Annotated in this window: 26 protein-coding genes; 12 read left to right on the top strand and 14 right to left on the bottom strand. The window is 69.8% G+C overall.

The window, feature by feature from the left end:
- Positions 1-7 precede the first annotated feature (7 nt).
- Both AB0M48_RS29480 and AB0M48_RS29475 read left to right on the top strand, forming a co-directional pair.
- The gene (locus AB0M48_RS29480; protein WP_363848190.1) at positions 8-1,162 is read left to right on the top strand and encodes a sensor histidine kinase; all 1,155 of its coding nucleotides are present in this window, start codon (positions 8-10) and stop codon (positions 1,160-1,162) included.
- Positions 1,159-1,794 (top strand): response regulator transcription factor, encoded by a 636-nt coding sequence (locus tag AB0M48_RS29475; protein ID WP_363848188.1) that lies wholly within the window; start codon positions 1,159-1,161, stop codon positions 1,792-1,794. The genes AB0M48_RS29480 and AB0M48_RS29475 overlap by 4 nt, the downstream gene beginning before the upstream one ends.
- A 156-nt stretch (positions 1,795-1,950) precedes the next feature.
- On the opposite strand, the gene AB0M48_RS29470 is transcribed toward AB0M48_RS29475, so the two are convergent.
- From AB0M48_RS29470 to uraH, 10 genes are all read right to left on the bottom strand, one after another.
- Complete coding sequence (locus AB0M48_RS29470) at positions 1,951-3,216, bottom strand: hypothetical protein (protein WP_363848185.1); 1,266 nt, start codon at positions 3,214-3,216, stop codon at positions 1,951-1,953.
- Between the two features lie 119 nt (positions 3,217-3,335).
- Positions 3,336-3,704 (bottom strand): gamma-glutamylcyclotransferase, encoded by a 369-nt coding sequence (locus tag AB0M48_RS29465; protein WP_363848182.1) that lies wholly within the window; start codon positions 3,702-3,704, stop codon positions 3,336-3,338.
- 106 nt (positions 3,705-3,810) lie between these two features.
- A complete protein-coding gene (locus AB0M48_RS29460; RefSeq protein WP_363848179.1) occupies positions 3,811-4,761 on the bottom strand; it encodes an XdhC family protein in 951 nt (316 codons plus the stop codon).
- 160 nt (positions 4,762-4,921) lie between these two features.
- Complete coding sequence (locus tag AB0M48_RS29455; RefSeq protein ID WP_363848176.1) at positions 4,922-6,328, bottom strand: NCS2 family permease; 1,407 nt, start codon at positions 6,326-6,328, stop codon at positions 4,922-4,924.
- A 95-nt stretch (positions 6,329-6,423) separates the two neighbouring features.
- Positions 6,424-6,885 carry a nucleoside deaminase gene (locus AB0M48_RS29450; protein ID WP_363848174.1) on the bottom strand — a complete coding sequence of 154 codons (462 nt, stop codon included), beginning with the start codon at positions 6,883-6,885 and terminating at the stop codon, positions 6,424-6,426.
- A 19-nt stretch (positions 6,886-6,904) separates the two neighbouring features.
- Positions 6,905-9,091: a molybdopterin cofactor-binding domain-containing protein gene (locus tag AB0M48_RS29445; RefSeq protein ID WP_363848171.1), complete on the bottom strand. Its 2,187-nt coding sequence runs from the start codon at positions 9,089-9,091 to the stop codon at positions 6,905-6,907.
- Positions 9,088-10,440, bottom strand: coding sequence for an 8-oxoguanine deaminase (locus AB0M48_RS29440; RefSeq protein WP_363848168.1), 1,353 nt, complete (start codon positions 10,438-10,440; stop codon positions 9,088-9,090). Before AB0M48_RS29440 ends, AB0M48_RS29445 begins: the two co-directional genes overlap by 4 nt.
- A complete protein-coding gene (locus AB0M48_RS29435) occupies positions 10,437-10,898 on the bottom strand; it encodes a (2Fe-2S)-binding protein (RefSeq protein ID WP_319987244.1) in 462 nt (153 codons plus the stop codon). Before AB0M48_RS29435 ends, AB0M48_RS29440 begins: the two co-directional genes overlap by 4 nt.
- A complete protein-coding gene (locus AB0M48_RS29430; protein WP_363848166.1) occupies positions 10,889-11,749 on the bottom strand; it encodes a xanthine dehydrogenase family protein subunit M in 861 nt (286 codons plus the stop codon). Before AB0M48_RS29430 ends, AB0M48_RS29435 begins: the two co-directional genes overlap by 10 nt.
- Before the next feature lie 2 nt (positions 11,750-11,751).
- A complete protein-coding gene (gene uraH, locus AB0M48_RS29425) occupies positions 11,752-12,066 on the bottom strand; it encodes a hydroxyisourate hydrolase (protein ID WP_363848164.1) in 315 nt (104 codons plus the stop codon).
- A 128-nt stretch (positions 12,067-12,194) separates the two neighbouring features.
- Here uraH and AB0M48_RS29420 point away from each other — a divergent pair, with 128 nt between their 5' ends.
- From AB0M48_RS29420 to AB0M48_RS29375, 10 genes are all read left to right on the top strand, one after another.
- Positions 12,195-13,634: a PucR family transcriptional regulator gene (locus AB0M48_RS29420; RefSeq protein ID WP_363848161.1), complete on the top strand. Its 1,440-nt coding sequence runs from the start codon at positions 12,195-12,197 to the stop codon at positions 13,632-13,634.
- 9 nt (positions 13,635-13,643) lie between these two features.
- Positions 13,644-13,943: a hypothetical protein gene (locus tag AB0M48_RS29415; protein WP_363848159.1), complete on the top strand. Its 300-nt coding sequence runs from the start codon at positions 13,644-13,646 to the stop codon at positions 13,941-13,943.
- Between the two features lie 143 nt (positions 13,944-14,086).
- Positions 14,087-14,335 (top strand): hypothetical protein, encoded by a 249-nt coding sequence (locus tag AB0M48_RS29410; protein ID WP_363848156.1) that lies wholly within the window; start codon positions 14,087-14,089, stop codon positions 14,333-14,335.
- Between the two features lie 51 nt (positions 14,336-14,386).
- A complete protein-coding gene (locus tag AB0M48_RS29405; RefSeq protein ID WP_363848153.1) occupies positions 14,387-15,121 on the top strand; it encodes a hypothetical protein in 735 nt (244 codons plus the stop codon).
- Positions 15,122-15,243: 122 nt separating this feature from the next.
- Positions 15,244-16,086, top strand: coding sequence for a helix-turn-helix transcriptional regulator (locus AB0M48_RS29400; RefSeq protein WP_363848151.1), 843 nt, complete (start codon positions 15,244-15,246; stop codon positions 16,084-16,086).
- 98 nt (positions 16,087-16,184) lie between these two features.
- Positions 16,185-17,084 carry a superoxide dismutase gene (locus tag AB0M48_RS29395; RefSeq protein ID WP_363848148.1) on the top strand — a complete coding sequence of 300 codons (900 nt, stop codon included), beginning with the start codon at positions 16,185-16,187 and terminating at the stop codon, positions 17,082-17,084.
- A 223-nt stretch (positions 17,085-17,307) separates the two neighbouring features.
- Positions 17,308-19,677, top strand: coding sequence for a nitrate- and nitrite sensing domain-containing protein (locus tag AB0M48_RS29390; RefSeq protein WP_363848145.1), 2,370 nt, complete (start codon positions 17,308-17,310; stop codon positions 19,675-19,677).
- The gene (locus AB0M48_RS29385; protein WP_090066952.1) at positions 19,674-20,108 is read left to right on the top strand and encodes a roadblock/LC7 domain-containing protein; all 435 of its coding nucleotides are present in this window, start codon (positions 19,674-19,676) and stop codon (positions 20,106-20,108) included. Before AB0M48_RS29390 ends, AB0M48_RS29385 begins: the two co-directional genes overlap by 4 nt.
- Complete coding sequence (locus AB0M48_RS29380; protein ID WP_363848141.1) at positions 20,108-20,473, top strand: DUF742 domain-containing protein; 366 nt, start codon at positions 20,108-20,110, stop codon at positions 20,471-20,473. Before AB0M48_RS29385 ends, AB0M48_RS29380 begins: the two co-directional genes overlap by 1 nt.
- On the top strand, positions 20,454-21,035 hold the full coding sequence (locus AB0M48_RS29375) for an ATP/GTP-binding protein (RefSeq protein ID WP_363848138.1): 582 nt from the start codon (positions 20,454-20,456) through the stop codon (positions 21,033-21,035). The genes AB0M48_RS29380 and AB0M48_RS29375 overlap by 20 nt, the downstream gene beginning before the upstream one ends.
- Before the next feature lie 164 nt (positions 21,036-21,199).
- On the opposite strand, the gene AB0M48_RS29370 is transcribed toward AB0M48_RS29375, so the two are convergent.
- From AB0M48_RS29370 to eat, 4 genes are all read right to left on the bottom strand, one after another.
- Entirely contained in the window at positions 21,200-22,063 is an 864-nt protein-coding gene (locus AB0M48_RS29370) for a 3-hydroxybutyryl-CoA dehydrogenase (protein ID WP_319987230.1), read from the bottom strand.
- On the bottom strand, positions 22,056-22,949 hold the full coding sequence (locus tag AB0M48_RS29365) for an NAD-dependent epimerase/dehydratase family protein (RefSeq protein ID WP_363848135.1): 894 nt from the start codon (positions 22,947-22,949) through the stop codon (positions 22,056-22,058). Before AB0M48_RS29365 ends, AB0M48_RS29370 begins: the two co-directional genes overlap by 8 nt.
- A gap of 13 nt (positions 22,950-22,962) precedes the next feature.
- Entirely contained in the window at positions 22,963-23,775 is an 813-nt protein-coding gene (locus tag AB0M48_RS29360; protein ID WP_363848132.1) for an IniB N-terminal domain-containing protein, read from the bottom strand.
- Positions 23,776-23,993: 218 nt separating this feature from the next.
- The gene (gene eat / locus AB0M48_RS29355) at positions 23,994-25,418 is read right to left on the bottom strand and encodes an ethanolamine permease (protein WP_363848129.1); all 1,425 of its coding nucleotides are present in this window, start codon (positions 25,416-25,418) and stop codon (positions 23,994-23,996) included.
- Positions 25,419-25,441: the final 23 nt, after the last annotated feature.

Genomic DNA, 25,441 nt, shown 5'->3' with positions numbered 1-25,441 from the left:
CGTGGACATGGCCGCGTTGGACAGGTGGGAGCGCAGGCTCGTCGCGATCGCCCGCGTGATCCCGTACTTCGTGCTGACCGTGACGACGGTGCTGTACACGATCTTCACGACGCAGTCGGTGCCGGAGCGCTGGTTCACCTACGGCGTCGTGGCGTTCGGTTTCGTGTGGATGGCGTGGTGGTTCACGTTGCATCCCGCGTGGCACCGGCGTCCGGAGCTCATGGCCGTGTTCATCGGTGGCATGGTCGTGTTCTACGCGGTGCTGGGCATGCGCGAGCACTGGTTCGGCGCGGTGTCGTACGCGGTCTACATCTACGCGAGCGAGCTCCTGCGCGGACGCTGGATGTTCGTCGTCGTGGCGCTCACGGCCGGGCTGGCGACGCTGTCGCTGTTCGGCGGCTACCCGCCGCCGGGCGAGGAGGCGGCGTTCTGGTTGCTGCTGCTCGTCTTCGTGGTGCTGGCGTGCACCTTCACCTACGTCGGCCACGTGACGACCGAACAGTCCAGGCAGCGCAAGGAACTCCTCGACGAGAACGAGGGGCTGCACGCGCAGTTGCTGGTGCAGGCGCACGAGGCAGGCGTGCAGGACGAACGCCACCGCATGGCCGGCGAGATCCACGACACCCTCGCCCAGGGCCTGGCGGGCATCATCACGCAACTGTCGGCGGCCACGGCCGCCGACTGGGAACGCCGCGTGGCGGTGGCCGCGGAACTGGCGCGCGCGAACCTGGCCGAGGCCCGTCGTTCGGTGCACGCCCTGCGCCCACCGGCCCTGGACTCGGCGGCGCTGCACGAGGCCCTGGACGACGTGGCGTCGGGCTGGTCGAAGCACAACGGCGTACCGATCTCGGTCACGCTGACCGGGGCCGTGCGCGAAACGCACCCGGAGGTGGAGGTCGCGTTGCTGCGCACCGCCCAGGAGGCCCTGGCGAACGTGGCGAAGCACGCCTCGGCGTCCCGCGTGGGCCTGACCCTGTCGTACATGGAGGACGTGGTGACACTGGACGTGCGCGACGACGGAGTGGGCTTCGACCTGACGGCCCCGTCCGACGGCTTCGGCCTGCCCGCGATGCGCCACCGCGTGCACCGCCTGTCCGGCGCGCTGTTCGTGGAGTCCGAACCGGGCGCGGGAACGGCGATCTCGGCGCGGGTGCCCGCGTGATCCGCCTCGTCATCGTCGACGACCACCCGGTCGTCCGCGACGGCCTGCGCGGCATGCTGTCCACCGGCGACTTCGAGGTGGTCGGCGAGGCCGCGTCCGGGGACGAGGCGGTCGCCGTCGTCACGGCCGTGTCGCCGGACGTGGTGCTGATGGACCTGCGCATGCCGGGCTCGGACGGCGTGTCCGCGATCGAACGGCTGCGCGACCACCCGTGCCGCGTCCTGGTGCTCACCACCTACGACACGGACCGCGACGTGCTGCCGGCGATCAAGGCGGGCGCCACCGGTTACCTGCTGAAGGACACCCCGCGCGACGAACTGCAACGCGCGATCCGTGCCGCGCACGCGGGCGAGGCCGTGCTGTCGCCCGCCGTGGCCACGAGGCTGCTGGGTCAGGTGCGCGAGCCGGCGCTGGAACCGTTGTCCGCACGGGAGCTCGACGTGCTGGCGCTGGTCGCCAAGGGCTCGACGAACCGGGCGGTGGCGGCGGCGCTGTTCATCAGCGAGGCGACGGTGAAGACCCACCTGCTGCACGTCTACGCGAAGCTCGGTGTCTCGGACCGGGCCGCTGCCGTGGCGGTGGCGTACGAACGCGGGCTGCTGCGCGGCGCGGGCGGTGGTGCCCGGACCTGATCGTGATCAGCCCGGTGAGTGGCAGCGCCGCAGCCCCCCGCGGCGGGATCGATTCGATCGACCCCGCCGCCTGCGGCAACTCCCCCTTGCCACTCCCTCACCCCTCGTCAGAAAAGGAGTGGGAAGGGGACGCTGGAATACACGGCACCGTCGAGATCACTCGTTCGGGGTAGTCCAGAGCTCGTCGACCAGGGCTTTCGCCGTGTCGGTGAGCTGCTGTCCACCGAAACGGCCGATGCGCGTCCACGGGCCGAGGCTCACCTCGTAGACGGGCGTGTCCCACGCCTCGGGGTAGGTGAGGTAGCCGAGGTAGTCGTTGGCGTACCCGACGGGCAGCACCGTGCGGCCGTCGCCGGACATCGACTTGAGCTGGAAGCCGAGTTCCACGAACGGCTCGCCGGGCAGGCCGGCGAGAGCGAGTCCGCCGATGCGCAGCACCTGCACCTCGGCATCGATGGGGTCGGTGCCGCGGTCGATGGCGACGAGGGTCTCCTCGACGTCCTGCACCCGTTGCGTGAGCCGGACGATCTCGGCCTTCGGGGCGTTGCGGCCGATGGCGTCCGCGAGTGCGCGCCGGCGGCCGATCAGCTCGGCCTCGAAGGGCCCCCGGTCCGGCAGGTCGCGGGAGTCGACCCGGACGGTGCGCCGGGCGGCCGTCACCGGGCCGCTGAGTTCGGTCTCTCCCGGGACGTCGAGCGCGGTCTGGGCGAGGTACATGCCCATGCGCGCGGTGTGGGCGAACAGGTTGCGGATGACCTCGAAGTCCGGGTTGTTCTCCTCGTCGAACCTGGCACCGCCGTGCGTGAGCGGGTCGGGCGGCGGCGCCTGGTTGCCGGCCGCGCCGGGCAGGAACAGCGCGGCCTGGCAGTGCGGTTCGTTGAGCTCGAGCATCGCGGACGTGACGCCGGGGAAGTCGGCCGACACGAACGGCTGCACCTGCACGTACACCGGGTGCGTGGTGAAGTGGTAGAAGACGCTGCTCCACTCGTCGCCCCGGAACCGCACCACCGTGACCTCGGGGTCCTGCGGCGGGATGCCGGGGTAGACGTGGCCGTTGCGGTTGATGGCCAGCGTGCCGGGCAGCACCGCGCCCCTGCCGATCGTCGCGGTCACCGGCCGCCGGCTCTCGACGGCCTCGCGCGCGGCCTGGACGATCCGGTCGCGGAACGTCTCCAGCCACTCCTGGTCGGGAAACGGTCTGACGTCACCCGTCTCCGGGCTGGAGTGCGTGTGGGAGCTGGCGATCATCACGTGCGTGGGCGGCACACCGGTCTGCTGCTGGACGCGCTCGCGGACCTCGGCGGTGAAGTCGCGGCCAGGCCCGAGGATGTCGTTGTTGATGCCGAGCGAGTCGACGGCGATCACGATGACGGTGTCTCCGCCGGTGATTGCCGTGGCCCTGACGAAGAGCGGATCGTGCACGCCGAGGAACAGGGAATGTCGTGGCTGACCGCCCAGATAAGGAGCTGTTGGAGGCGGCGTCACATCTACTTTCGCCGAACCGGCGTGGAATGGCATGGCCCTCACCCCTGAACGTGGATTTACCCGTGCAAGTACCGGATCCAGTCGCCCAGATGTGAGATGTCCGTGAGATCGCTCGAATGGAGGAACTCGTTCCTGAGGACGGTGGCGAGCGCGGCGCCACCGTCCTCGAGCTCGACGACCCCGATTTCCAGCTCGGCGGGCTCGGCGGGGATCAGGTAGTCGCGCAGCACCGTGAGCGGGAGGTCGTACAGCTCACCGACGACCTGTGCCCCGCCGGACGCGTGCATGGCGGGGAACTCGTCGCGGACGGAGAAGTAGCGGTACTTCGCCGCGCTCTTCACACGGCCGAGCATCGGTGTGCCCTGGAGCTGGCTGTGGAGGGGCCCACCCTGCATGCCGCCGCCGTTGAGAAAAATAAGTGTCATTCTCTTCTGACCTCGGGTTCTGGAATGGGGCTTCGGCGTGAAAGGTGTACCGGCCTGCGATTTCCCAGCAGATGAACGGTCCGTTCACCTCTCGTCGCCGAAGTGATCAGGAACTTGTGGTGAGAGAATTTCGTTGCGTCAGGAGGAAGCGCGCGGGGGAGCGGTGGATCGAGGTGGTGAGGTCTCTCAGCGGTAGACCGGTGCCACCGTGCTTGAGTGCGACGAGCTCGGCAGCGATCGACACCGCCGTCTCCGCGGGCGTGCGGCCCCCGAGATCGAGACCGATGGGGGAGCGGAGCCTGGCCAGCGCGGCCTCGGTGACACCTGCCTCGCGCAGGCGGTCGAGGCGTTCGAGGTGCGTGCGGCGAGACCCCAGCGCTCCCACGAAGGCGAGCGGCCTGGACAAGGCCTCCACGAGCACCGGGATGTCGAACTTGGCGTCGTGGGTCAGCACCACCACCACCGTGTCGGGGTCGGTGTGGGTGGACGCGAGGTAGCGGTGCGGCCAGTCGACGACGACCGAGTGCGCCGCGGGGAAACGTTCGGGAGTGGCGAACACGGGGCGTGCGTCGCACACGGTCACGTGATAGCCGAGGAAGCGCCCGATCTCGGCCACCGCGGCAGCGTGGTCGATGGCGCCGAACACCAGCAGGCGTGGCGGTGGCATCCACGACTCGGTGAACACCCGGCCCTCCGCCTCGAAGCGCACGGACAGCGGATGCCCGGCAACGGAAGCCGAGAGGGCCGCGCGCAACGCGGGGGAGTCGCGCTGCACCAGCACGTCGAGTGAGCCGCCGCAGGTGAGGCCGACCGCGAACGCCGTGTCGTCGGAGTAGCCGAACGAGGCGAGAACGGGCTCAGAGGTCGACAGCACCTGGCACGCCAGGTCGTAGACCTCGGCCTCCACGCAGCCGCCGGACACGCTGCCGATCACCTCGCCGGACGGCCCGACGGCCATCGCGGCACCGACCGGACGCGGGGCACTGCCCCGCACGGCCACCACCGACGCGACCGCGAACCGGTCCCACGACAGCAAGGCCGGCGCCAGGTCACGCATCGCACACTCCTCTCAGGGTGAGGTCCACGCCTCTCAGCGTGAGGTCGCGTCTCTCAGGGCGAGGTCCCGCCCTTAGGGCGAGGTCGCGCCTCTCAGGACGAGGTCCCGCCCTCAGGGCAAGGTCCCGGCCGGGTGGCCGCCCGGCCGGGACCTCACCGCGTCACTTGCCGCTGATCAGGTCCACGCCGAAGTACACGGCGAACATCAGGGCGAGGCCGGTCATCAGCCAGCCCGGCCAGCGGCCCTTGCAGACGCGCAGCACGACGTAGGACACGAGGCCCGCGCCGATGCCGTTGGTGATCGAGTAGGTGAACGGGATGATGGCGACGGTCAGGAAGACCGGGATCGTGTAATCCGTTTCGTGCCAGGGGATCCGGCGGATCTGGGTCATCATCAGGCCGCCGATCACCACCAGGGCAGGGGCCGCCGCCTGCGCGGGCACGACCGTCGCCAGCGGTGTGAAGAGCAGTGCCACCAGGAACAGGCCGCCGGTCACCACCGAGGCCAGGCCGGTCCGGGCGCCTTCGCCAACGCCCGCGGCCGACTCCAGGAACACGGTGTTCGGGGCGGACCCCGTGACGCCACCGGCGATCGCGCCGGCGCCGTCGACCATGAGGATCTTGCCCATGCCCTCGACGCGGCCGTCCCGCGTCAGTCCCGCCTCGTCGGCGACCGAGGTGATCGTGCCCATGGCGTCGAAGAAGCCGGACAGCACCAGCGTGAACAGGAAGATCGTCGCCGCGATCACGCCGGCGGACACGAAGCCGCCGAACAGGTCCACCCGTCCGAACAGGCCGAAGTCCGGTGAGCTGACCACGGAGGTGGGCAGCGACGGGGTCACGAGGCCCCAGCCCTCGACGTCGAACGCGGCGTTCACGCCGATGGCGACGACGGTGGCCACCACGATGCTGATCAGCACGGCACCGGGCACCCCGCGCGCCAGCAGCACGATCATCAGCAGCAGACCCAGGCAGAAGATCGCGATCGGCCAGCCGCTCAGGTGGCCGTCGAGACCCATTCGCACCGGCACCGTCGAGTGCGCCGCGTCCGGCGTGCGGGTCACGAAACCGGCGGAGACCAGTCCCACCAACGCGATGTAGAGCCCGATGCCCACGGTGATCGCGATCTTCAACGGCTCCGGGATGGCGTTGATGATCCGCTCGCGGACACCCGAGGCGGCCATGATCACGATACAGACGCCTTCCAGCACCACGAGGCCGAAGGCCTGCGCCCACGTCATGGCCGGCGCCATCTGGAAGGCCACCACGCCGTTGACGCCGAGTCCGGCGGCGATGGCGAGGGGCGCGTTGCCGACGAGTCCCATGAGGACGGTCATCACACCGGCGGCGAGCGCCGTCGCCGTGGTGATCTCGGCGATGGTGAGCTTGGCGCCGGTGATGTCCGCGGACGCGCCGAGGATCAACGGGTTCAGCAGCACGATGTACGACATCGCGACGAACGTCGTGATGCCACCGCGCACTTCACGGCCCAATGAGCTGCCACGTTCGGTGATGCGGAAGAACTGGTCGAGCGGCGACGTCGCGGCTCGGCTTCGTAACTGGGTCATCGGAGGACGGCCTTTCCCATGCCGGTGGGCGCGTTCCAACGCTGGAACGCGTTTGTGCGATGCGAGCTCCGGTCAGCTGGACAGGCTTGTGGCCGTCAGTAGTCGATTCGAGAAGCGAGGGACATCCACGCTGTGAACGGGGCGTTGTCCTCGTCGGTGGAGATCTGGTGCACGGGCAGGTCCCATTCGGAGCGGGACTTGCTGAACAGCTCGTAGAACTCCCGGTCGTCGAAACCGGCCGCCGCCGCGTCGTGGCGGTCGGCGGCGTAGATCACCTTGTCCACGCGTGCCCAGAGCGCGGCGGACAGGCACAGCGGGCACGGCTCGCACGACGAGATCAGCGTGCAGCCGGTCAGCCTGAAGTCACCGAGCGCCTGGCAGGCCGCGCGGATCGCGACGACCTCGGCGTGGGCGGTGGGATCGAGGTTCGGCGTCACCTGGTTCACCCCGGTGGCGATCACCTCGCCGTCACGGACGATCATCGCGCCGAACGGGCCCCCACCGGAGGCCACGTTCTGGGTGGCCAGGTCGATGGTGGCGAGCAGATGTGCGTTCACAGCAACAAACTCCAGAAGATCAGGTACCGGTGAGGTGTTCCGGGCGGACCGGGACGCGGGTGAGCGCCAGGCCGGTGGCCGCGCGGATGGCCGCCACGATCGCCGGGGTCGACGAGATGGTGGGCGGTTCGCCGACGCCCCGGATGCCGTACGGGGCATGGGGGTCGGCGAGCTCGAGCACGTCGATGCTCATCGGCGGCATGTCGAGCACGGTCGGGATGAGGTAGTCGGTGAAGGACGGGTTGCGCACCTTGCCGCCGGAGGTCTGGATCTCCTCCATCACCGCGAGGCCGAGGCCCTGGGCGGAACCACCCTGGATCTGGCCCACCACGGCCTGCGGGTTCAGCGCCTTGCCGACGTCCTGCGCGCAGTCCAGCGAGACCACGCGCACCAGGCCGAGTTCGACGTCCACGTCGACGACGGCGCGGTGGGCGGCGAAACCGTACTGGACGTGCGCGTTGCCTTGCCCGGTAACGGGATCGAGTGGCTCGGTCGCGCGGTGACGCCACTCGGTGGTCTCGTCGATCACTTCGTCGCCGATGTCGGTGCGGCCCGCCAAACGGTCGCGCACGATCGCACAAGCGGCCTTCACGGCGCCGCCGGTGACGTACGTCTGGCGCGACGCCGAGGTCGAGCCGCCGTTGCCGATCGTGGTGTCCATCGGCAGCACGGTCACGCGCTCGATGCCGAGCTCGGTCCGCACGATCTGCTGCATGATCGTCACCAGGCCCTGGCCGACCTCGCAGGCGGCGGTGTGCACGGCGGCGGCCAGCGAGCCGTTGACCATCGAGACCCGGACGCGCGCGGTCGAGTAGTCGTCGTAGCCCTCGGAGAAGCAGATGTTCTTGATGCCGACCGCGTAACCGACACCGCGGACGACGCCCTCGCCGTGCGTGGTGTTCGAGACGCCACCGGGCAGTTCGCGGATGTCCGACGAGGTGCCGGCGGGCAACGGCTTGTCCTGCACCAGCTTCAGCAGCTGCGCGACGGGTGCGGCCGAGTCGACGACCTGGCCGGTCGGCATCACCGAACCCTCGGTCATCGCGTTGCGGATCCGGACGTCGACCGGTGACATGCCCAGGGCCTCCGCCAGCTTGTCCATCTGGGACTCGTAGGCGAAACCTGCCTGCACAGCACCGAACCCGCGCATCGCGCCGCACGGCGGGTTGTTCGTGTAGAGGCCGTAGGCGTCGACCGTGACGTTGTCGACCTCGTACGGACCGACGCCCAGCGTCGCCGCGTTCGCCACGACAGCGGGCGTCGAGGAGGCGTAGGCGCCGCCGTCGAGGTACATCTTCGTGCGGACGTAGACCAGCTTGCCGGTGTGGTCGGCGCCGTGCTCGTAGTACAGCACGGCCGGGTGCCGGTGCACGTGCCCGTAGAACGACTCTTCGCGGTTGTAGACCATCTTCACGGGCTTGCCGGTGTGCAGGGCCAGCAGGCACGCGTGCACCTGCATCGACAGGTCCTCGCGCCCACCGAACGCGCCGCCGACACCGGACAGCGTCAGCCGCACCTGCTCCTGCGGCAGGCCCAGCGCGGCCGCGATCTGGTCGCGGTCGACGTGCAGCCACTGCGTCGCGATGTACAGGTCGACCGAACCGTCCTCCGCCGGCACCGCGAGCCCGGACTCCGGCCCGAGGAACGCCTGGTCCTGCATGCCGACCTCGTACCGCCCGGTCACCACGACGTCGGCCGTGACGTCCTGCGAGCCGCGCCGGATCGGCACGTGCCGCACCAGGTTGCCTCCTGGGTGCAACGGGGTGTCGTCCGCGGCGGTCTCCATGTCCACGACGGGTTCGAGCACGTCGTAGGTCACGACGATCTTCTTCATGGCGCGCAGCGCGGTCTCCGGGTGGTCGGCACCGACCAGCGCGATCGGTTCGCCCTGGTAGCGCACGACGTCCACGGCCAGCACCGGCTGGTCCTTGTGCTCCAGCCCGTACAGGTTGCGGCCGGGTACGTCCGAGTGCGTCAGCACCGCGTACACGCCCGGTACCTTCAACGCCTCGGTGATGTCCACCGAAGTGATGCGGGCGTACGGGTGGGGCGAACGCAGCGTCGCGCCCCAGATCATGTCCTCGTGCCACAGGTCGGAGGCGTAGGCGAACTCGCCGCGCACCTTCAGGTTGCCGTCCGGGCGCTGGGGCGACGTCCCGATGCCACCCGACACCGCAGAGGTCAGTTCGGCGGGAGTGAGGGTCATCGCGCAGCCTCCTGGAGCTTGGCGCTGGCAGCGGAGAGCTCACGCGCCAGCTCGTCGGTCGACGCCGTGAGCAGGACACCGTCCCGCACCACGACCTCACCGCCCACGATCAACAGTTTCAACGGCGGGGGAGTGCCGAGCACCAGTGCCGCCACCGGGTCCGCGATCCCCGCGTAGTCCATTCCGGACAGGTCCCACACGGCCAGGTCCGCGACCTTGCCCGGCTCGATCGAGCCCAGCGAGTCCGCGCGGCCCAGCACCCGCGCGCCGCCCATCGTGCCCATCCACAACGCCGTGCGGGCGTCCATCGCACCCGGTCCGCCGCGCTGACGCGCCTGGTACAGGGCCGACCGCAGCTCGACGACCAGGCCACCGTCCTCGTTGGACGCGGCGCCGTCGACACCCAGGCCGACCGGCGCGCCGGCGTCGAGCAGGTCGCGCACCGGTGCGATCCCGGTGCCCAGCCGCCCGTTCGACGTCGGGCAGTGCGCGGATCCGGTCGAGGTCGCCCCGAGCCGCTTCACCGCGCCGGCGTTGAGGTGCACGGTGTGCGCGAGCCACACGTCCGGCCCCAGCCAGCCGAGCTGCTCGGCGTACTCGGTCGGCGTGCACCCGTTCTCCGCCAGGCACTGCTCTTCCTCGTCCATCGTCTCGGCGAGGTGCGTGTGCAACCGGACGCCGTGGCGACGGGCCAGGGACGCGGCGCCGGTCATCAGTTCCCGCGACACCGAGAACGGCGAACAGGGCCCCACGGCCACCCGGACCAGCGCGTCGTCGGCCGTCGAGTGGTGGTCGCCGATCGCCTGCTCGGTCGCGACCAGCGCGGACTCGGTCTCCTCGACCAGGTTGTCCGGCGGCAACCCGCCGTGCGACTGGCCGCGGTCCATCGAGCCGCGGATCGCTTCCAGGCGGATGCCGATCCGCCGTCCCGCCGACACCAGCGCGTCGAACACGTCACCGCCACCGGACGGGAAGACGTAGTGGTGGTCGGCGGCCAGCGTGCAGCCGGTCAACGCCAGCCGGGCGAGCCCTGCCGACGCCGCCGCGTGCGTCACGGTGTCGTCCAGCCCGCGCCACACCGGGTACAGCGCGGTCAGCCACTCGAACAGCGTGGCGTCGGTCGCGAGACCGCGCGTCGCCCACTGGTACAGGTGGTGGTGGGTGTTGATCAGCCCCGGCGTCACCAGGCACGACGACGCGTCGACGTACGTGTGCGACTCGGAGGGCCGGGGTGCCGGGCCGGAGCCGACGGACCGGATCCGCCCGCCGCCGATCACGACGTGCCCGGACAGGTGTTCGGTCCCGGACTCGTCCACAGTGGACACCGCGCAGCGGTCGAGGACGATCATCGGCGCGACGCCGCCAGTCGCACGGCGTCCAGGATCTTCTCGTACCCCGTGCAACGGCACAGGTTTCCGGCCAGCGCCTCGCGGATCTCCGGGTCGGACGGCTTCGGCACGCGGTCGAGCAGGTCGTGCGCCGCCACGACGAGACCGGGCGTGCAGAACCCGCACTGCACCGCGCCCGCCTCGACGAACGCCTCCTGCACCGGGTCCAGGGCGTCCCCGTCGGCCAGTCCCTCGACCGTCCGGACCTCCCTGTCCTGCACCTGCCCGGCCGCGACCAGGCACGCGCACACCGGCACGTTGTCCAGGTACACCGTGCAGGAACCGCACTCGCCCTGCTCGCAGGCGTTCTTCGAGCCGGGCAGCCCGAGCCGCTCGCGCAGCACGAACAGCAGCGACTCGCCTTCCCACACGTCGTCGGCCTGACGCTGCTCGCCGTTGACCGTCACGTTCACGCGCATGCCCGCTCCTCGTCCACGAGTTCCTGCCACGCCCAGCCGAGAGTCCGGCGAGCCATCACGGCCAGGGCGTGCTTGCGATACGCCGCCGACCCTCGCACGTCGTCGATCGGTGACGCCGCCCGCGAGACCAGCTCGCCGAACTCGCGCTTCACCGAGTCGAGCAACGGCTTCGGGTTCTTGAAGTCCAGCGCCGAGGCCAGGAACTGCTCGGCCTCGTGCGCCCGGCGTGGTGTGGGAGCGGCCGATCCGACCGCCGCGCCCACCCGGTTCTCCTCGGGGAACAGCGAAATGCCGAACGAGCACACCGCGATCACCATGGCGTTGCGCGTGCCGACCTTGGAGAACTGCTGTGGCCCCTTGGCAGGCGCCAGGTGAACCGCCACGATCAGTTCGTCGGGCTCCAGCGCGTTCCGCTTCACCCCCAGGTAGAACTCGGCGGCGGGGATCATCCGCGTGCCGCGCACGGAGGCCACCTCGATGACCGCGTCGGACGCCAGCAGCACCGGGTGCGTGTCCCCGGCGGGGGAGGCCGCGCCGAGGTTGCCGCCGACCGTGCCGCGGTTGCGGATCTGCGGCGACCCGACCGTGCGCGAGGCCATGGCGAGGCCCGGCAGTGCGGCGCCGAGCTCCTCGATGATCCGCACGTACGGCACGCCCGCGCCGATTCGCAACCCGTCGGACCACTGCTGGAGCTCGGGAATCCGGGTCAGGTCGAGCAGGGCGGAGGGCCGGCGGTGGTCGTAGTTCAGCTCCACCATGACGTCCGTGCCGCCGGCGATCGGCACGGCGTCCGGCCGGGAGGCCTTCAGCTCCAACGCCTCCGCAAGCGTTTCCGGTCGAAGGAAGTCCATCGTCAGCTACCTCGGTAGGTGGAGTAGGCGAACGGCGACAGCAGCAACGGCACGTGGTAGTGCTGTGCCGGATCGGAGTAGTCGAAGGTGAGCACGACCTCGGGGAAGAACGGCGCCGCTTGCGCCGTGTCGAACACCAGCCGGTAGACGCCGGCCTCCAGGCCTTCACCCCATCCGGTGATCCGGCCATCGGTGTTCGTCTCGGCGTTCGCCACCTCGGTCCCGTCGCGTCGCTGCAGCGACACGGCGATACCGGCGAACGGCCTGCCGCGTGCCGCGTCCAGCACGTGCGTGGAGATCGTCACTCGCCCTCCCATCTGGTTGTGAGCCAGTACACAGACCCACTGTGTCCTAGAGCTACGGCCGCGTTACATGAATCGCCAGCCTCCTGCACACCGTGAATTTGTGCTTTCCTACAAACACGAATGGACGAAAGTGACCTGTCATGTTGCTGCTGCGGACGTTGCTGCAGATGCCGGAACTGCGCCTGAGCCTGCACACCGGTGAAGACCAGCTCGACCGCACCGTCACCCGCGTGTACGGGACGGAGCTGCCCGACCCCAGCCGGTACCTGTCCGGAGGGGAGCTCGTGCTGTCCGGCCTGCTCTGGCACCACGGCCCGCAGGACTCCGAGACGTTCGTCCACTCGCTCGCCACGGCCCGTGTCGCCGGCCTCGCCGCGTCCGAGACCGAGAACCGCGCGCTGCCCGTCGACCTGGTCGACGCGTGCGTTCGCCACCACGTGCCGCTGCTCGAGGTCCCCGTCGACCTGTCGTTCGCGACCATCACCGAACGCGTCTCGATGGAACTGGTGGGGCTCTCCCGCCACCGCCGCCTGCTGAACGTCGTCGCGGAGGGCTCCGGCCTGCCCGCGCTGCTGCTCGCCGGCGGCCACGAACTCGGCGCGTCGTGCTGGGTGCTGTCCACCGCGGGCCGGGTCGTCGCGGGTGGCGAACTGCCGGACCGGCTCGCGCTGGTGAAGGAGTTCCTGCAGGCCGACCGCCTCCCGAAGACGGTCAAGGGCGTCACCCTCGTGCCCGTCTCCGAACGCGGTGGCAACCGCCTCACGAGCTGGATCCTCGTCGTGGGCGGCTCGGTGCAGCCGGAGGCCGCCGCCGAGCTCGCGTCACTGGTCGCGCTGGAGAGGCTGCGCGAGGCGCAGGGCCGGCAGATCGAGAACCGCACCGCCGCACCCCTCGTGTCCGCGGTGCTGAGCGGCTCGGCCGACCTGGAGTCCCGGCTGGCGGCGGCCGGCCTGGAGCAGGCCCAGCTGCGGGTGATCAGCGCGCTGACGTCCGACCAGCGTGCCGACCTCGCCGCGGCCGTGCTGGAGGAGGCGCTGCCCCAGGCCCTCGTGACTCCCGTCGGCGACACCGTCTACGCGGTGGCCAAAGCAGGCGACTCGCAGCCCGACGACCTCCGCCAGGCTTTGCGCGTGATGGAACCGGGCCTCGGCTCGTCCCGCGTGCTCGTCGGCATCAGCTCACCCGTCACGTCCCGCGGGCTGCGCGGCGCTGCAGAGGAAGCCACGCACGCGCGCCGGCTGGGAGAGCGCCGTGGCGGCCGCACGTGTGTGGTGGCGGGCGAGGAGATCGCACTGCACCAACTGCTGCTCGCGGGCGTGCCGGAGGAGTTGCGCACTTCGTTGCGCCGCCGGCTTCTCGGGCCGGTGCTGGACTACGACGCCGAGCACGGTTCGGATCTGGTGGGCACCTTGAAGGTGTTCCTGGACTGCTCCGGTTCGTGGACGGCGGCGGCCGGCAAGCTGCACGTCCACGTGAACACGTTGCGGTACCGGGTGGGGCGCGTCGAGGAACTGCTCGGCGTCGACCTGGCGGAGTTCGAGGCGCGCGTGGACCTCTTCCTGGCGCTGCAGGCGGGGTAGCTTGGAGGGGTGTCCTTCGACTTCGTGAAGGCGCTGCTCCGGCCTTCCGCTCCGGTGCCCCACCATCGGCCGATCGAACGAGTCGCGGCCGACCTCCGTCGGGTGCGCCGGGCGCGTGCCTGCTTCGAGCCGGGGACGTCGGCGGTCAAGAAGATAGCCGCTCGTCAGGCCTATGACGCGCTGCTCGTGCAGGCCTGTTCGGCGTTGGAGGTCGCGCACCGGCTGGGCTCGCTGCCCGAGGGCGTGGACCGCGAGATCGAGCGGTTGCGGGTCGAGGAACGCCTTAGGGACCTCGGGTTGTCACTCTGATGGCTGATGCGGCTTGAGCCTTCAGGCTGATGTTCGGGCATGTTCCCGCTTCCTACTGTTCGGGACATGAAGACCGCCGCCTTACTCGTGGGCCTGCTGCTGGCCGGAACCACCGGCTGCGCGGTAGCGCCCAGCATCCGCGTGTGGTGGTGGAGGGAACGGGCACGACCGACCGGCTCACCTACACCTTCCCCGGCGAGGAGGAACGCACCCTGCGCAACCCCGACCTGCCGTTCGAGCGCATGGGCAAGCGCAGGGGACGGGTCGTCGTGCGGCTGGAGGGCGTGCGCGGCGAGCTCACGTGCAAGATCATCGTCAACGGCCGGCAGGTGCGGTCGTCGACGTCCCGGACGGGGGCCGCGCTCTCGTGCGATCACTCGATGGCCGTCTGATGTAAGACGAGGAAAGCCCGTAGCTTCAACATGTCGGGGAGGTACGGGTTGATGAGTGACGTACTGGCTGCCAGAGCCACAGGGGTCATCAGGGGCAGGAACGACGTACCGCCGAGATTCCGGCCACCCGCGCCGCCGCCGCACTTCGTCGGCAGGGACGCGGAGCTCGCGAGCATCAGGCCCGGGGTGACGGTGCTGTACGGCCCGGGCGGGGTGGGGAAGACCGCGCTGGCGCTGAAGTGGTTGCGGGACAGGGGATCCGGTGATCAGCTGTACCTCGATCTGGCCACGCACGACCTGGGGCGCGTGCTGCGGGCGTTCGGGCTGAGCGCCGACCCCGCCGACGAACGTGCCGTGTTCCGCAGTCTCGTCCTGCGCCGGCAGTTCACCCTGTTGCTGGACAACGCGGACTCGGCCGAGCAGGTGACGCCGCTGCTGCCCCCGTCGGGCACGGTGCTCGTGACCAGCCGGGTCAGGCTGACCCTGCCGCAGGCGCACGAGATCGCCGTCGGGTCGCTCACCGACGACGGCCGGCTCGGGCCGTTGCTCGACCGGTCCTATGTGGAGCTTCCCGAACGGCAGGCGCGGCTCTACCGGCTCTGCGCGTGGGAGCCGGACACGTTCGGCGTACCCGTGGCCGCGGCCATCGCGGGGGAGTCCGCGTGCGACGTCGAGGACGCGCTGGACGACCTGGTGGAGAAGTCGTTGCTGACCGAGGTGGGGGACGACGCGTTCCGGTTCCATGACCTCGTGCGTGCCCATGCGCGCGCAAAGCGCTATCAATAGTAAATACGCTCCACGGCCGTTTAACGCAAAGCGTTCCGTTTAACGAACTTCGTTGGCGTTGAACGGTTGTCCACACCGACCCGTCCCTTTCGGGAATCCGAATCAGTCATATCCTTCGCGTCATGCCGAAGGATTTCCGGGCCACGACTCTCGAACGCGCCATCGGGCGGCAGCTGGCCGGGTGGCGCGACGAGCGCGAGCTGAGCCTCACCGAGGCGGGCCAGCGCGTGGGCTTCAGCAGCGCCAAGCTGTCCATGATGGAGAACGCGGTGCAGCCGTCGGCTCCCGTGGACGTCATGGCGCTCGGTTACGTCTACAAGGTGCCCACCCCGGAATGGCAGGCAGTGGTGTTGCGCGCGCAGTACGCGGAACAGGTGCGCACGCGCCCGGTGAACGACGGGCCGCTTTTCGATCCGGCGGCGGACTTCGCGAATCTCGTGTTCGAGGCGACGTCGATGCGGGTGTTCACGACGGATCTGGTTCCGCCGGTGTTCCAGCTCCCCGGCTACACGAACACCGTCCTGCAGTCCGACGACCCGGTGCGCATCGCGCGGCTCGCGATGGTGCGGGAGGCGTGGTCGACGCGCCTGAACGACAGGGACCCGCTGACGGTGCGGGCCGTGTTCCCGGAAGCGGTGCTGCGGCACGTGATCGGCGGGCCGCGGGTGATGAAGGCGCAGCTGCTGCACCTGATGGAGGTCAGCGAGCACGAGACGGTGAGCGTGCGGGTCGTGCCGCGCGACGCGGGGGCGTACCCGGCGATGGGGTCGCCGTTCACGTTGCTCGGGTTCCCGCACCGGCAGCACAACGACGTGGCGTACCTGGAGACGTTCATCAGGGGCGACTACGTCGAGGAGCCGGGACTGACCGAGGGGTGCGCGCAGCGGTTCGGGGACCTGGAGAAGATCGCGCTGGGCACCGGGGAGTCGCTGGAGCTCATCGCGGAGGCCGCCGCTGACCTGTAGAGATGTCGGCTTCCTGAGAAAACTCCAGTTCGCCGCCCAGCCGGGGAAGGATCAGGGAGCACCTCAATCCGAGATATGTCCTCTGGCAAGGAGGCGGCATGTACCGCAGATTCGGTGTCCTGCTCGCGGCGGTCCTGGGCGTCACGCTCACCGCCGCGGCGCCGGCCACCGCGGACGGTTCCAGGCACTTTCCCACGGAGTTCTCGCTGCCCGACGGGTGGCAACCGGAAGGCATCGCGATCAGCGGCACCACGGCCTACTTCGGGTCGCGGGCCGACGGGTCGATCTACGCGGCGGACCTGCGCACCGGCACCGGCAAGGTGCTCGCCAAGGGGCCGGGCACGCCGTCGCTCGGCATGAAGGTCGACGCGCGCAAGCGGTTGTGGGTCGCCGGTGGTGTCGGTGGCGACGCACGGGTCTACGACACGCGCTCCGGCGCGTTGCTGGCGAAGTTCCAGTTCGCGACCGCGGACACGTTCGTCAACGACGTCGTGCTGACCGGGAAGTCGGCGTGGTTCACCGACTCGCGCAAGGCGGTGCTCTACGAGGTGCCGCTGAACCTGAAACCGCACCGCACGCTCGCGCTGACGGGCGACCTCGTCGTCACCCCCGGCGCGACGAACCTCAACGGCATCGTCACCGGGCTCGACGGCGGCCTGATCGTCGTGCAGAGCAACACCGGAAAGCTGTTCAGGACCGATCCCCGGAGCGGGAAAACGACCGAGATCAATTTGAGCGGTCAAACACTCACCAATGGCGACGGTCTGTTGCGTGAGGGACGTCAGTTGTACGTGGTGCAAAACCGCTTGAACAAAGTCGCGCGCTACACGCTGAGCCGTGATGGCGCGACGCTGGCGGCGGAACGCACGGACGCGCGGTTCGACGTTCCCACGACGGTCGCCGCGTTCGGCAAGCGGCTCTACCTGCCGAATGCCCGCTTCACCACGCCTCCCACGCCCGAGACGACCTACACCGTCGTCGCGGTCGAGCGTCCCTAGGACGTGCGGCAGAACTAGCCCGTACGGGGGTTCTTGCCTCGTGAGAACCCCCGTACCGGGTGTTGCTTCACTCACTCGACTGGGTAGCCTGCCAACCGCGTACCGCGTGTGATCGCTGTCATTGGGTAACGGTGATCTCCCGCCGTAACCTAATTGCAGCCGAAGGAGTTACTCAGGTAACCCGCAGCGCTAGCCGTGGGACACAGGAGACCGTGAGAGCGCTGTGAACGAGAAGAGCGGTTACACACCGACCAACTACCGGACCATTCGGTCGCGGCTGGCCGGTGTCGTGGTCGTTCCCAGCGTGGTGCTGCTGGTCATGTGGGCCGTTTTCTCCTCTTACACCCTTTTCGACGGTTTCTACATGCGGTCGGTCGCGGCCGGGGTGAAGGGCGCGACGATCCCGTCCGTCGAGGCGCTCGCCGGCCTGCAGAAGGAACGCCAGCTGACCCTGGAGGTCCTCAGCAAGGCCGAGGGCGTCGATCGCGGCGGGCTGGGGCGCCAGCGCAGCGTCACCGACGAGGCGGTGCGCAAGATGAAGGACGCGTTCGCGGAACTCTCCGAGAGCGCGCCCCAGGACACCGTCGACCGGATCAACGCGCTCAACTCCGTGCTGGACGAACTGCCGCAGCAGCGTTCGCGCGTCGACTCGGCGTCGGCGAACCCGCAGGCGGTCTACGACTACTACAACGGCATCCTCGACTCGGGCGTCGCGCTGCTCTCCCGGCAGGCGCGCCTCGTGCCCGACTCGGAGGCGAGCCAGGCAGGCGTCCAGGCCGTCACGATCTTCCAGACCGCGGACTGGCTCTCGCGCGGTGCCACCATCGGGTCGCGCGGGCTGCTCAACGGCACGTTCACCGCGCCCGAACGCGTCGAGTTCGCCCGGCTGGTCGGCGCCTACCACTCGGGCCTCGACTCCACGATCCCGTTCGCGCTGGAGCAGCCGCGCGTGCAGTACGACGCGTTGCGCGGCAGCACCGAGTACCGGACGCTGCTCGACCTCGAGGGCCGGATCATCAACGGCGACACGAAGGTCACCGACGTGCAGTGGCGCGCCGTGGCCGGTCCCGTGCACGACAACCTGGTCGGGCTCGCGGTCACGCAGGCCCGCAACGCCGCCGACCTCGGCCTGGACAAGGCCGACAGCCGGGTCGCCGCGGTGCTGATCGGCAGCCTGATCGCGTTGCTCGCCGTCGTCGTCGGCATCGTGCTGGCGTTGCGCATCTCGAACCGGCTCGTGTCGAAGGCCCTCGTCATGCGGCTGGCGTCGCTGCGGGAGGACACGCTGCGGCTCGCGCAGGAACGGCTGCCGCACATCGTGGCCCGGTTGCGAGGCGGCGAGCAGGTCGACGTGCACCGCGACATGCCGCCGCTGGACTACGGCAACGACGAGATCGGCCAGGTCGCGGACGCGTTCAACGCCGCCCAGTACACGGCCGTCGCGGCGGCGGTGAAGGAGACGCAGGCTCGCGAGGGCGTGAACCGGGTCTTCCTCGACATCGCGCACCGCAACCAGGGGCTCGTGCACCGGCAGCTCAAGATCCTCGACAAGCTGGAACGCGAGGAGGAGCACCCCGAGCAGCTCGACTCGCTGTTCCAGCTGGACCACCTGGCGACCCGCGCCCGCCGCAACGCGGAGAACCTGATCATCCTCGCCGGCGAGCAGCCCGGCCGGCAGTGGCGCAAGCCGGTGCGGCTGAGCGACGTCATCCGCTCCGCCGTCGCCGAGACCGAGCAGTACGTCCGGGTCAGGGTCAACCCGGTGCCCGACCGCGCGCTGGTCGGCGTGGCCGTCGCCGACACCATCCACCTGCTCGCCGAGCTCGTCGACAACGCGACGGCGTTCTCGTCGCCGCGGTCGGAGGTGATCATCCACTCCAGCGCCGCGCCGCACGGCCTCGTGGTGGAGATCGAGGACCACGGCCTCGGCATGACGCAGGAGGAGCGCCTCCAGGCCAACGCGAAGCTCTCCAACCCGCCGGACTTCGAGACGATGGCGTTCCGCGGCGAGTCCAGGCTGGGCCTGTTCGTCGTCGCCCGGCTGGCCGCACGCCGGGGCATCAAGGTGGAGCTGCGCGACTCGCCCTACGGCGGCACGGTCGCCCTGTGCGTGCTGCCGCCGAACATCGTCGCCCCGCACAGCGCCGCGGGCGACATCACCGAGACCACGCAGATGCCGGTGCGGTCGTTCCACGACACGTACCACGGGCACGTCGAGGAACACCCGAGCTTCCCCGTGAAGGTGAATCCCGAAGTCCAGGCGGCACTGAACGCGGGGCTGAACGCGCTCGTAGAACCTGACATGAGCGCAGTTGCCCCAGCGGCCGTGTCCGCCGCAGACGCATCGGTGGAAGAACCAACCTCCGCGGCACCTCCGGCCCAGGACGGGAAGGCACCCCTTCCCCGCAGGAAGAAGCGGCAGAACCTCGCGCCGCAGCTCATGCAGTCCTCGGAGGAGCCGCAGCACGCCGAGCCGGTGACCGGCGAACGGTCGGCCGAGCGGACCCGTGACGGTTTCGCCGCGTTCCAGCGCGGTACCCGTGACGCCCGGCTGACCGACGACTGGAGATCAGAAGGAGCCCCCTCGTCATGAAGGACAACGCAAGCCAGCACGGCGAACTGAACTGGTTGCTGGAGGACCTGATCCAGCGAGTGGTCGGCGCCCGCCACGCGGTCGTGCTGTCGGCGGACGGACTCCTGCTCGGCCGGTCGGCCGGGCTGTCCCGCGACGACTCGGAGCACCTGTCCGCGATGGCGTCGGCGTTCCAGTCGCTCGCCCGCGGCACCGGACGGCATTTTGGCGGTGGCGCCGTCCGGCAGACCATCGTGGAGATGGAGCACGCGTACCTCTTCGTGACGGCCGCGGGTCATGGGGCTTGCCTGGCCGTGCTGGGCGAGGAAGATGCAGACATGGGCATGATCGCGTACGAGATGAACATGCTGGTGAAGCGTGTCGGCACGTACCTCTCGTCGGCTCCTCGCGCGGAGACCGCGACTGTGCCCTCGGCGCGTGAGTCGCGCTGATGACCTCGCGCGAGGACTGGTGGTACGACGAGGCCGCGGGGCCGCTGGTGCGGCCCTACGCGATGGTGCGCGGCCGCACCCGGCCGAACGCGCCCGACCTGCACCTCGTGACGCAGGTCCGAGCCTCCTCGTTCACGTCCGACCAGACGTCGCTGACCGTCGAGCATCGCGAGATCATGGCCCTGTGCGCACGCCCGCTCTCGGTCGCCGAGGTCGCCGCCTACCTCGACGTGCCGCTCATCGTGGTGAAGGTCCTGCTGTCGGACCTCATCGAGCGTGGTGACGTGCTCGTGCAGAACTCGTCCCCCAAGATTCCCGACAGGAATCTCCTGCAGGCCGTACTGGATGGTGTTCGTGGGATCTGATGGCCAGCTGACCGTGCCGACCGCGGTCAAGATCGTCATCGCGGGCGGGTTCGGCACCGGCAAGACCACGATGGTCGCGTCGGTGTCCGAGATCCCGCCGCTCCGGACCGAGGAACTGCTCACCGAGGCCGGTGTGCACGTCGACGACCTCGCCGGCATCGAGGGCAAGGACACGACCACCGTCGCCCTCGACTTCGGTCGCATCACCATCAACACCAAGGTGGTGCTGTACCTGTTCGGCACGCCCGGCCAGAACCGGTTCTGGTTCATGTGGGACGAACTGGCGACCGGCGCGATCGGCGCCGTGGTCCTGGTGGACACGCGCCGGCTCGACTCGTCGTTCCCCTCGATCGACTTCTTCGAGCACCGGGCGATCCCGTTCGTCGTCGCCGTGAACTGCTTCGACGGGTCGCAGCTGTACACGGTGGACGAGGTGCGGCACGCGCTCGACCTGGACGAGGCGATCCCGGTGGTGCTGTGCGACGCGCGAGACCGGGAGTCGTCGAAGGCCGTGCTGGTCGAGCTGATCCAGCACTCGATGAACCGGCTGGCCGCCGTCTAGGCGTACACCCCGACGCCGTGGCTGCCCCGTCAGCCTCAGACATGAGCGCACCTCGCTCAAGTTTTTCACCGCACGCGGGGACCTTTCGTGCGGTCTGACGGTACGAAAGGTCCCCGCGTGCCGTCAGGAGGGGCCCGCTCCGGGGAGCGGGCCTTCTCGTTAGGTCACTTGGCGTAGTTGTGGAAACCGCGGCCGGACTTCTTGCCCAGCAGGCCCGCGTCCACCATGCGCAGCAGCAGCGGCGGCGGGGAGTACAGCGGCTCCTTGAACTCGTCGTACATCGACTCGGCGATCGCCTTCGTGGTGTCGAGGCCGATCAGGTCGGTGAGACGCAGCGGGCCCATCGGGTGCGCGCAGCCGAGCACCATGCCGTTGTCGATGTCGTCGGCCGAGGCGAAGCCTGACTCCAGCATGCGGATCGACGAGAGCAGGTAGGGGATCAGCAGCGCGTTGACCACGAAGCCGGCGCGGTCCTGCGAGCGGATGACCTCCTTGTGCAGGGTCTCGCGCACGAACTGCTCCGCGCGGTCCTGCGTGGCGGCGCCGGTCAGCAGCGACGGCACGATCTCCACGAGCTTGAGCACCGGCACCGGGTTGAAGAAGTGCACGCCGATGACCTGCTCCGGGCGACCGGTGGCCATGCCGAGCTTCATGATCGGGATGGACGACGTGTTGGACGCGAAGATGGCGTCGTCGTCCTTCACGACCTTGTCGAGCGCGGTGAAGACGTCGGTCTTGATCTGCTCGTTCTCGGCGACCGCCTCGACCACGAACTGCCGGTCGGCGAACTCGCCGATGTCGGTGGTGAACCGGATGCGCTGCAGAGCGGCGTCCCGGTCCTCCTCGCTGAGCTTGCCGGACTTGACGCCCCTGGCGAGCGAGGTGGCGATCCGCCCCTGCGCTGCCTCGGTCGCGGCCGCGTTGACTTCGACGACGATGACGTCGAGGCCGGCGCGGGCGCTCACCTCGGCGATTCCGGAGCCCATGAGGCCGGAACCGACGACTCCCACACGTTGAATGTCACTCACGTGACCGATCCTGCCACGAGCTGCTCGAAACGAGGTCGCGGAGCGTCTCCCGCACGGTGAGGGCGTAGTCGCCTACCGGGCGGTAGCCGAGTGCCAGTGCTGCCGAGGTGTCCAGGACGAAGCCCCGGCGCCACGGGTGACGGCCTGCCTCGTCGTGGTCCAGCAGGATCTCGTGCCACTCGTGGTTCAGTGCGCGGGCGATGATCCGCGAGATCTCCAGGCCGTTGGGCGCGTCCGGGTCGGCGGCGTTCAGCACCCGCGCGCCGGGGTGCTCCCCGGCGGTCTCGATCAGCGCGGCGAGGTTCGCGGCGGCGGTCGGGTGGTCGGCGCCCTCGCCGCGCGACGCGAGCAGGACGATCTTGTGCCCGGCGAGGATCCGGTCGACGAAGCAGGACTCCGGCGGCCGCCTGTTGCCGGGACCGTGCACTTTGGACGGTCGCAGCACGGTGACGGGCAGGCCGCTGTCGAGCAGCGTCCGCTCCGCCGCCACCTTGTTCGGCCCGTATCCCTCGCGGGTGAACGGGTCCGAGTCGAGCGGCGCGAGCGTCGGCTGGTCCTCGGTGACCGGGCCGTCGAACCGGGGAGGCTCGTCCGAGTTGACGTGGCGCCCGAGAGAGTCCGCGTAGACCGCCTTGGCCGAGATCATCACGACCGACCGGGCCCTGCGTGCCAACGGGAGCAACGTCCTCGCGTCCGCGGCGGAGTAGCAGAGGCAGTCGACCAGCAGGTCGGCACCATCGCCCATCGCGGAAGCCAGCGCGCGGGGGTCGGAACGGTCCACCTCGCTGCCTGCCGCGTCCACGGTCCAGCCCGACGCCCGCAGACGCCGAGCGGCGGCACGGCCGATGAGGCCCGTGCCGCCGAGGATCAACGCTCGTCTGCTCACTCGAGCGATCAGATCAGAGGCCGAGGCCTTCGGTCAGACCGCCGACGCCGTCGAGCAGGTCGAGGTCGGTGACTCCGCCGAGCACATCGCCGCCGAGCACGGTGCCGACCGTGCCGTCGACGACGCCGTGGACGGTGTCGTGCACGCCGCTGACCGGCGCGACGTCCGGGACGACCTCGTGGACCACGTCGGTGACGGTCGTGACGTCGGTGGTGACGGCGCCGAGCACGCCGGGCACGCCGTCGACGGAGACGACGCCGGTCACGCCGGTGACGGTGCCGAGGACGCCGTCGACGTCCGCCACCCCGGTCACCGTGCCGAGGACGTCGCCGGTGCCGGCGAGACCCGTGACACCGGACAGGTCGGTGACGTTGCCGAGGTCCGCGACGCCGCCCAGGCCGGCCACGTCGCCGAGGCCGGGGACGACGCCGCTGACGCCGTCGAGGGTGCCCGACACGTCGCAGTGGCCGGACAGGTCGCCGGCGAAGCCGCTGGCGGCGTCGAGGTTCGCGAGGCCCGTGAGGGCGCTGTAGGACGAGAGACCGTCGACGTCCGCGATCGAGGCGGCGTCGAGCACCAGCGGGAGGATCTCCTGGACGTCAGCGGGGGTGATGTCGCTCAGACCGCAGGCGCTGAGGACGCCTTCGGGGTCGAGTTCGAACGCCGACAGGGCCGCCGGGTCGTCCAGGAGGCTCAGGGCGAACTCCTGCAGCGTGGCCGGCTGGGCCTCCTGCGGCACGGCCACGGGGGCGGCCGGGGCGGTCACCTCGGGCGCGGCGGGCTGGACGGGCTGCTGCGGGGTGGCCGGCTGAATGTCCTGCTGCATCATGGGAGTGGAGCTCCTACGGCGGGTCGGGGGATGTCACCGGAACCGTATTGAGATCAACATCCCCCTGACATCGGGTGTGATCCCCCTATTTCGGACGGCCGAACTCCTTAGGGGCCGAGGTCACCCGTTAGGGGGACGCCCCACCTCGTTAGGGGCGCGCGGACGCCGAGCGGCGGCACGGCCGACGAGGCCCGTGCCGCCGCTCGGTCGCTCGCTCAGTCGAGTTCGGCCTCCGCCTTCGCGATCGCCGCGAACTCCTCCTCCGGAGCGTTCGCGACCAGGTGATGACGACTGTAGAACCAGTAGTAGGCGACCGCGATCAACACGATTCCCGCCGTCACGGCAGCAGCGATCTCGTCCACGAAGAACGTCGCGATGACGGCCGCGACGGCCAGGACCAGCGCCACGCTCGTGGTCACCACACCGCCAGGAGTCCGGTACGGGCGAGGCAGGTCCGGCGCCGTCTTGCGCAGAACGATGTGCGACACCATCATCAGCACGTACGACAGGGCCGCGCCGAACACCGCGATGTTGATGAGCCGCGCGCCACCCGTCACCGGGTCGACCGACTTCATCACCGTCGCCAGCACGAACCCGATGGTGCCCGGCACGATCAGAGCGAGGTACGGGGTCTTGCGCTTGCCGGTCTTCGACAGCCAGCGCGGCAGGTATCCCGCGCGCGACAACGCGAACAGCTGCCGCGAGTACGCGTAGATGATCGAGAAGAACGACGCGACCAGACCCGCGAGGCCGACGTAGTTGACCAGCTGCGCCAGGAACGTGTCACCGCCGTAGGCCGCGCGCACCGCCTCGGGCAACGGGTTCCCCGACGCCTCCAGCGCCTTCGAACCCGCACCGCCGGGCGCGACGAGCAGGATCGCCGCCGCGAACACCAGCAGCACGACCATCGCGCCGATGATGCCGCGAGGCATGTCCCGCTTGGGATCCCGCGCTTCCTCGGCGGCCAGCGGCACGCCCTCCACCGCGAGGAAGAACCAGATCGCGAACACGATCGCGCCCCACGCCCCTGTCACGCCCATCGGCAGGAACGAGCCGTCGCCGATGTCGAACAGCTTCGCGGAGTCGAACTTCGGGATCATGCCCGCCACGAACGCGACCAGGGCCACGACCGCGATACCGGTGATCACGAACATCACCCGCAGCGCCTCGCCGACGCCGTAGAGGTGGATGCCGACGAACACGATGTAGCACACCAGGTACACCGGCCAGGTGGCGTCCAGCAGACCGAGCGCCTTGATGTAGTCGCCGATGAACACCGAGATCGCCGCGGGAGCGATGGCGTACTCGATGAGGATGGCGATACCTGTGGCGTACCCGCCCAACGGGCCGAGCGCGCGCCTCGCGAAACCGTAGCCCGCGCCCGCCACAGGGAGCGCTGAGGCCAGTTCGGCGAGACCGAACACCATGCACGTGTACATCGTCGCCATCAGGATCGTGGCGACCAGCATCCCGCCCCAGCCGCCCTGGGCGAGGCCGAAGTTCCACCCGGCGAAGTCGCCGGAGATCACGTACGAGACTCCCAGCCCGGCCAGCAGGACCCACCCCGCCGCGCCTCTTTTGAGCTGTCGGTGCTCGAGGTAGTCGCTGCTCACCTTCTCGTACTCGACGTGCTTGGCCATATGGACTCCTAATAGTCCTTTAA

The organism is Lentzea sp. NPDC051208, assembly GCF_040682435.1.
GTDB classification, from domain to species: Bacteria; Actinomycetota; Actinomycetes; order Mycobacteriales; family Pseudonocardiaceae; genus Lentzea; species Lentzea kristufekii.
The sequence above is the reverse complement of the archived record's forward strand: the minus strand, read 5'-3'. Positions and strand labels throughout refer to the sequence as shown.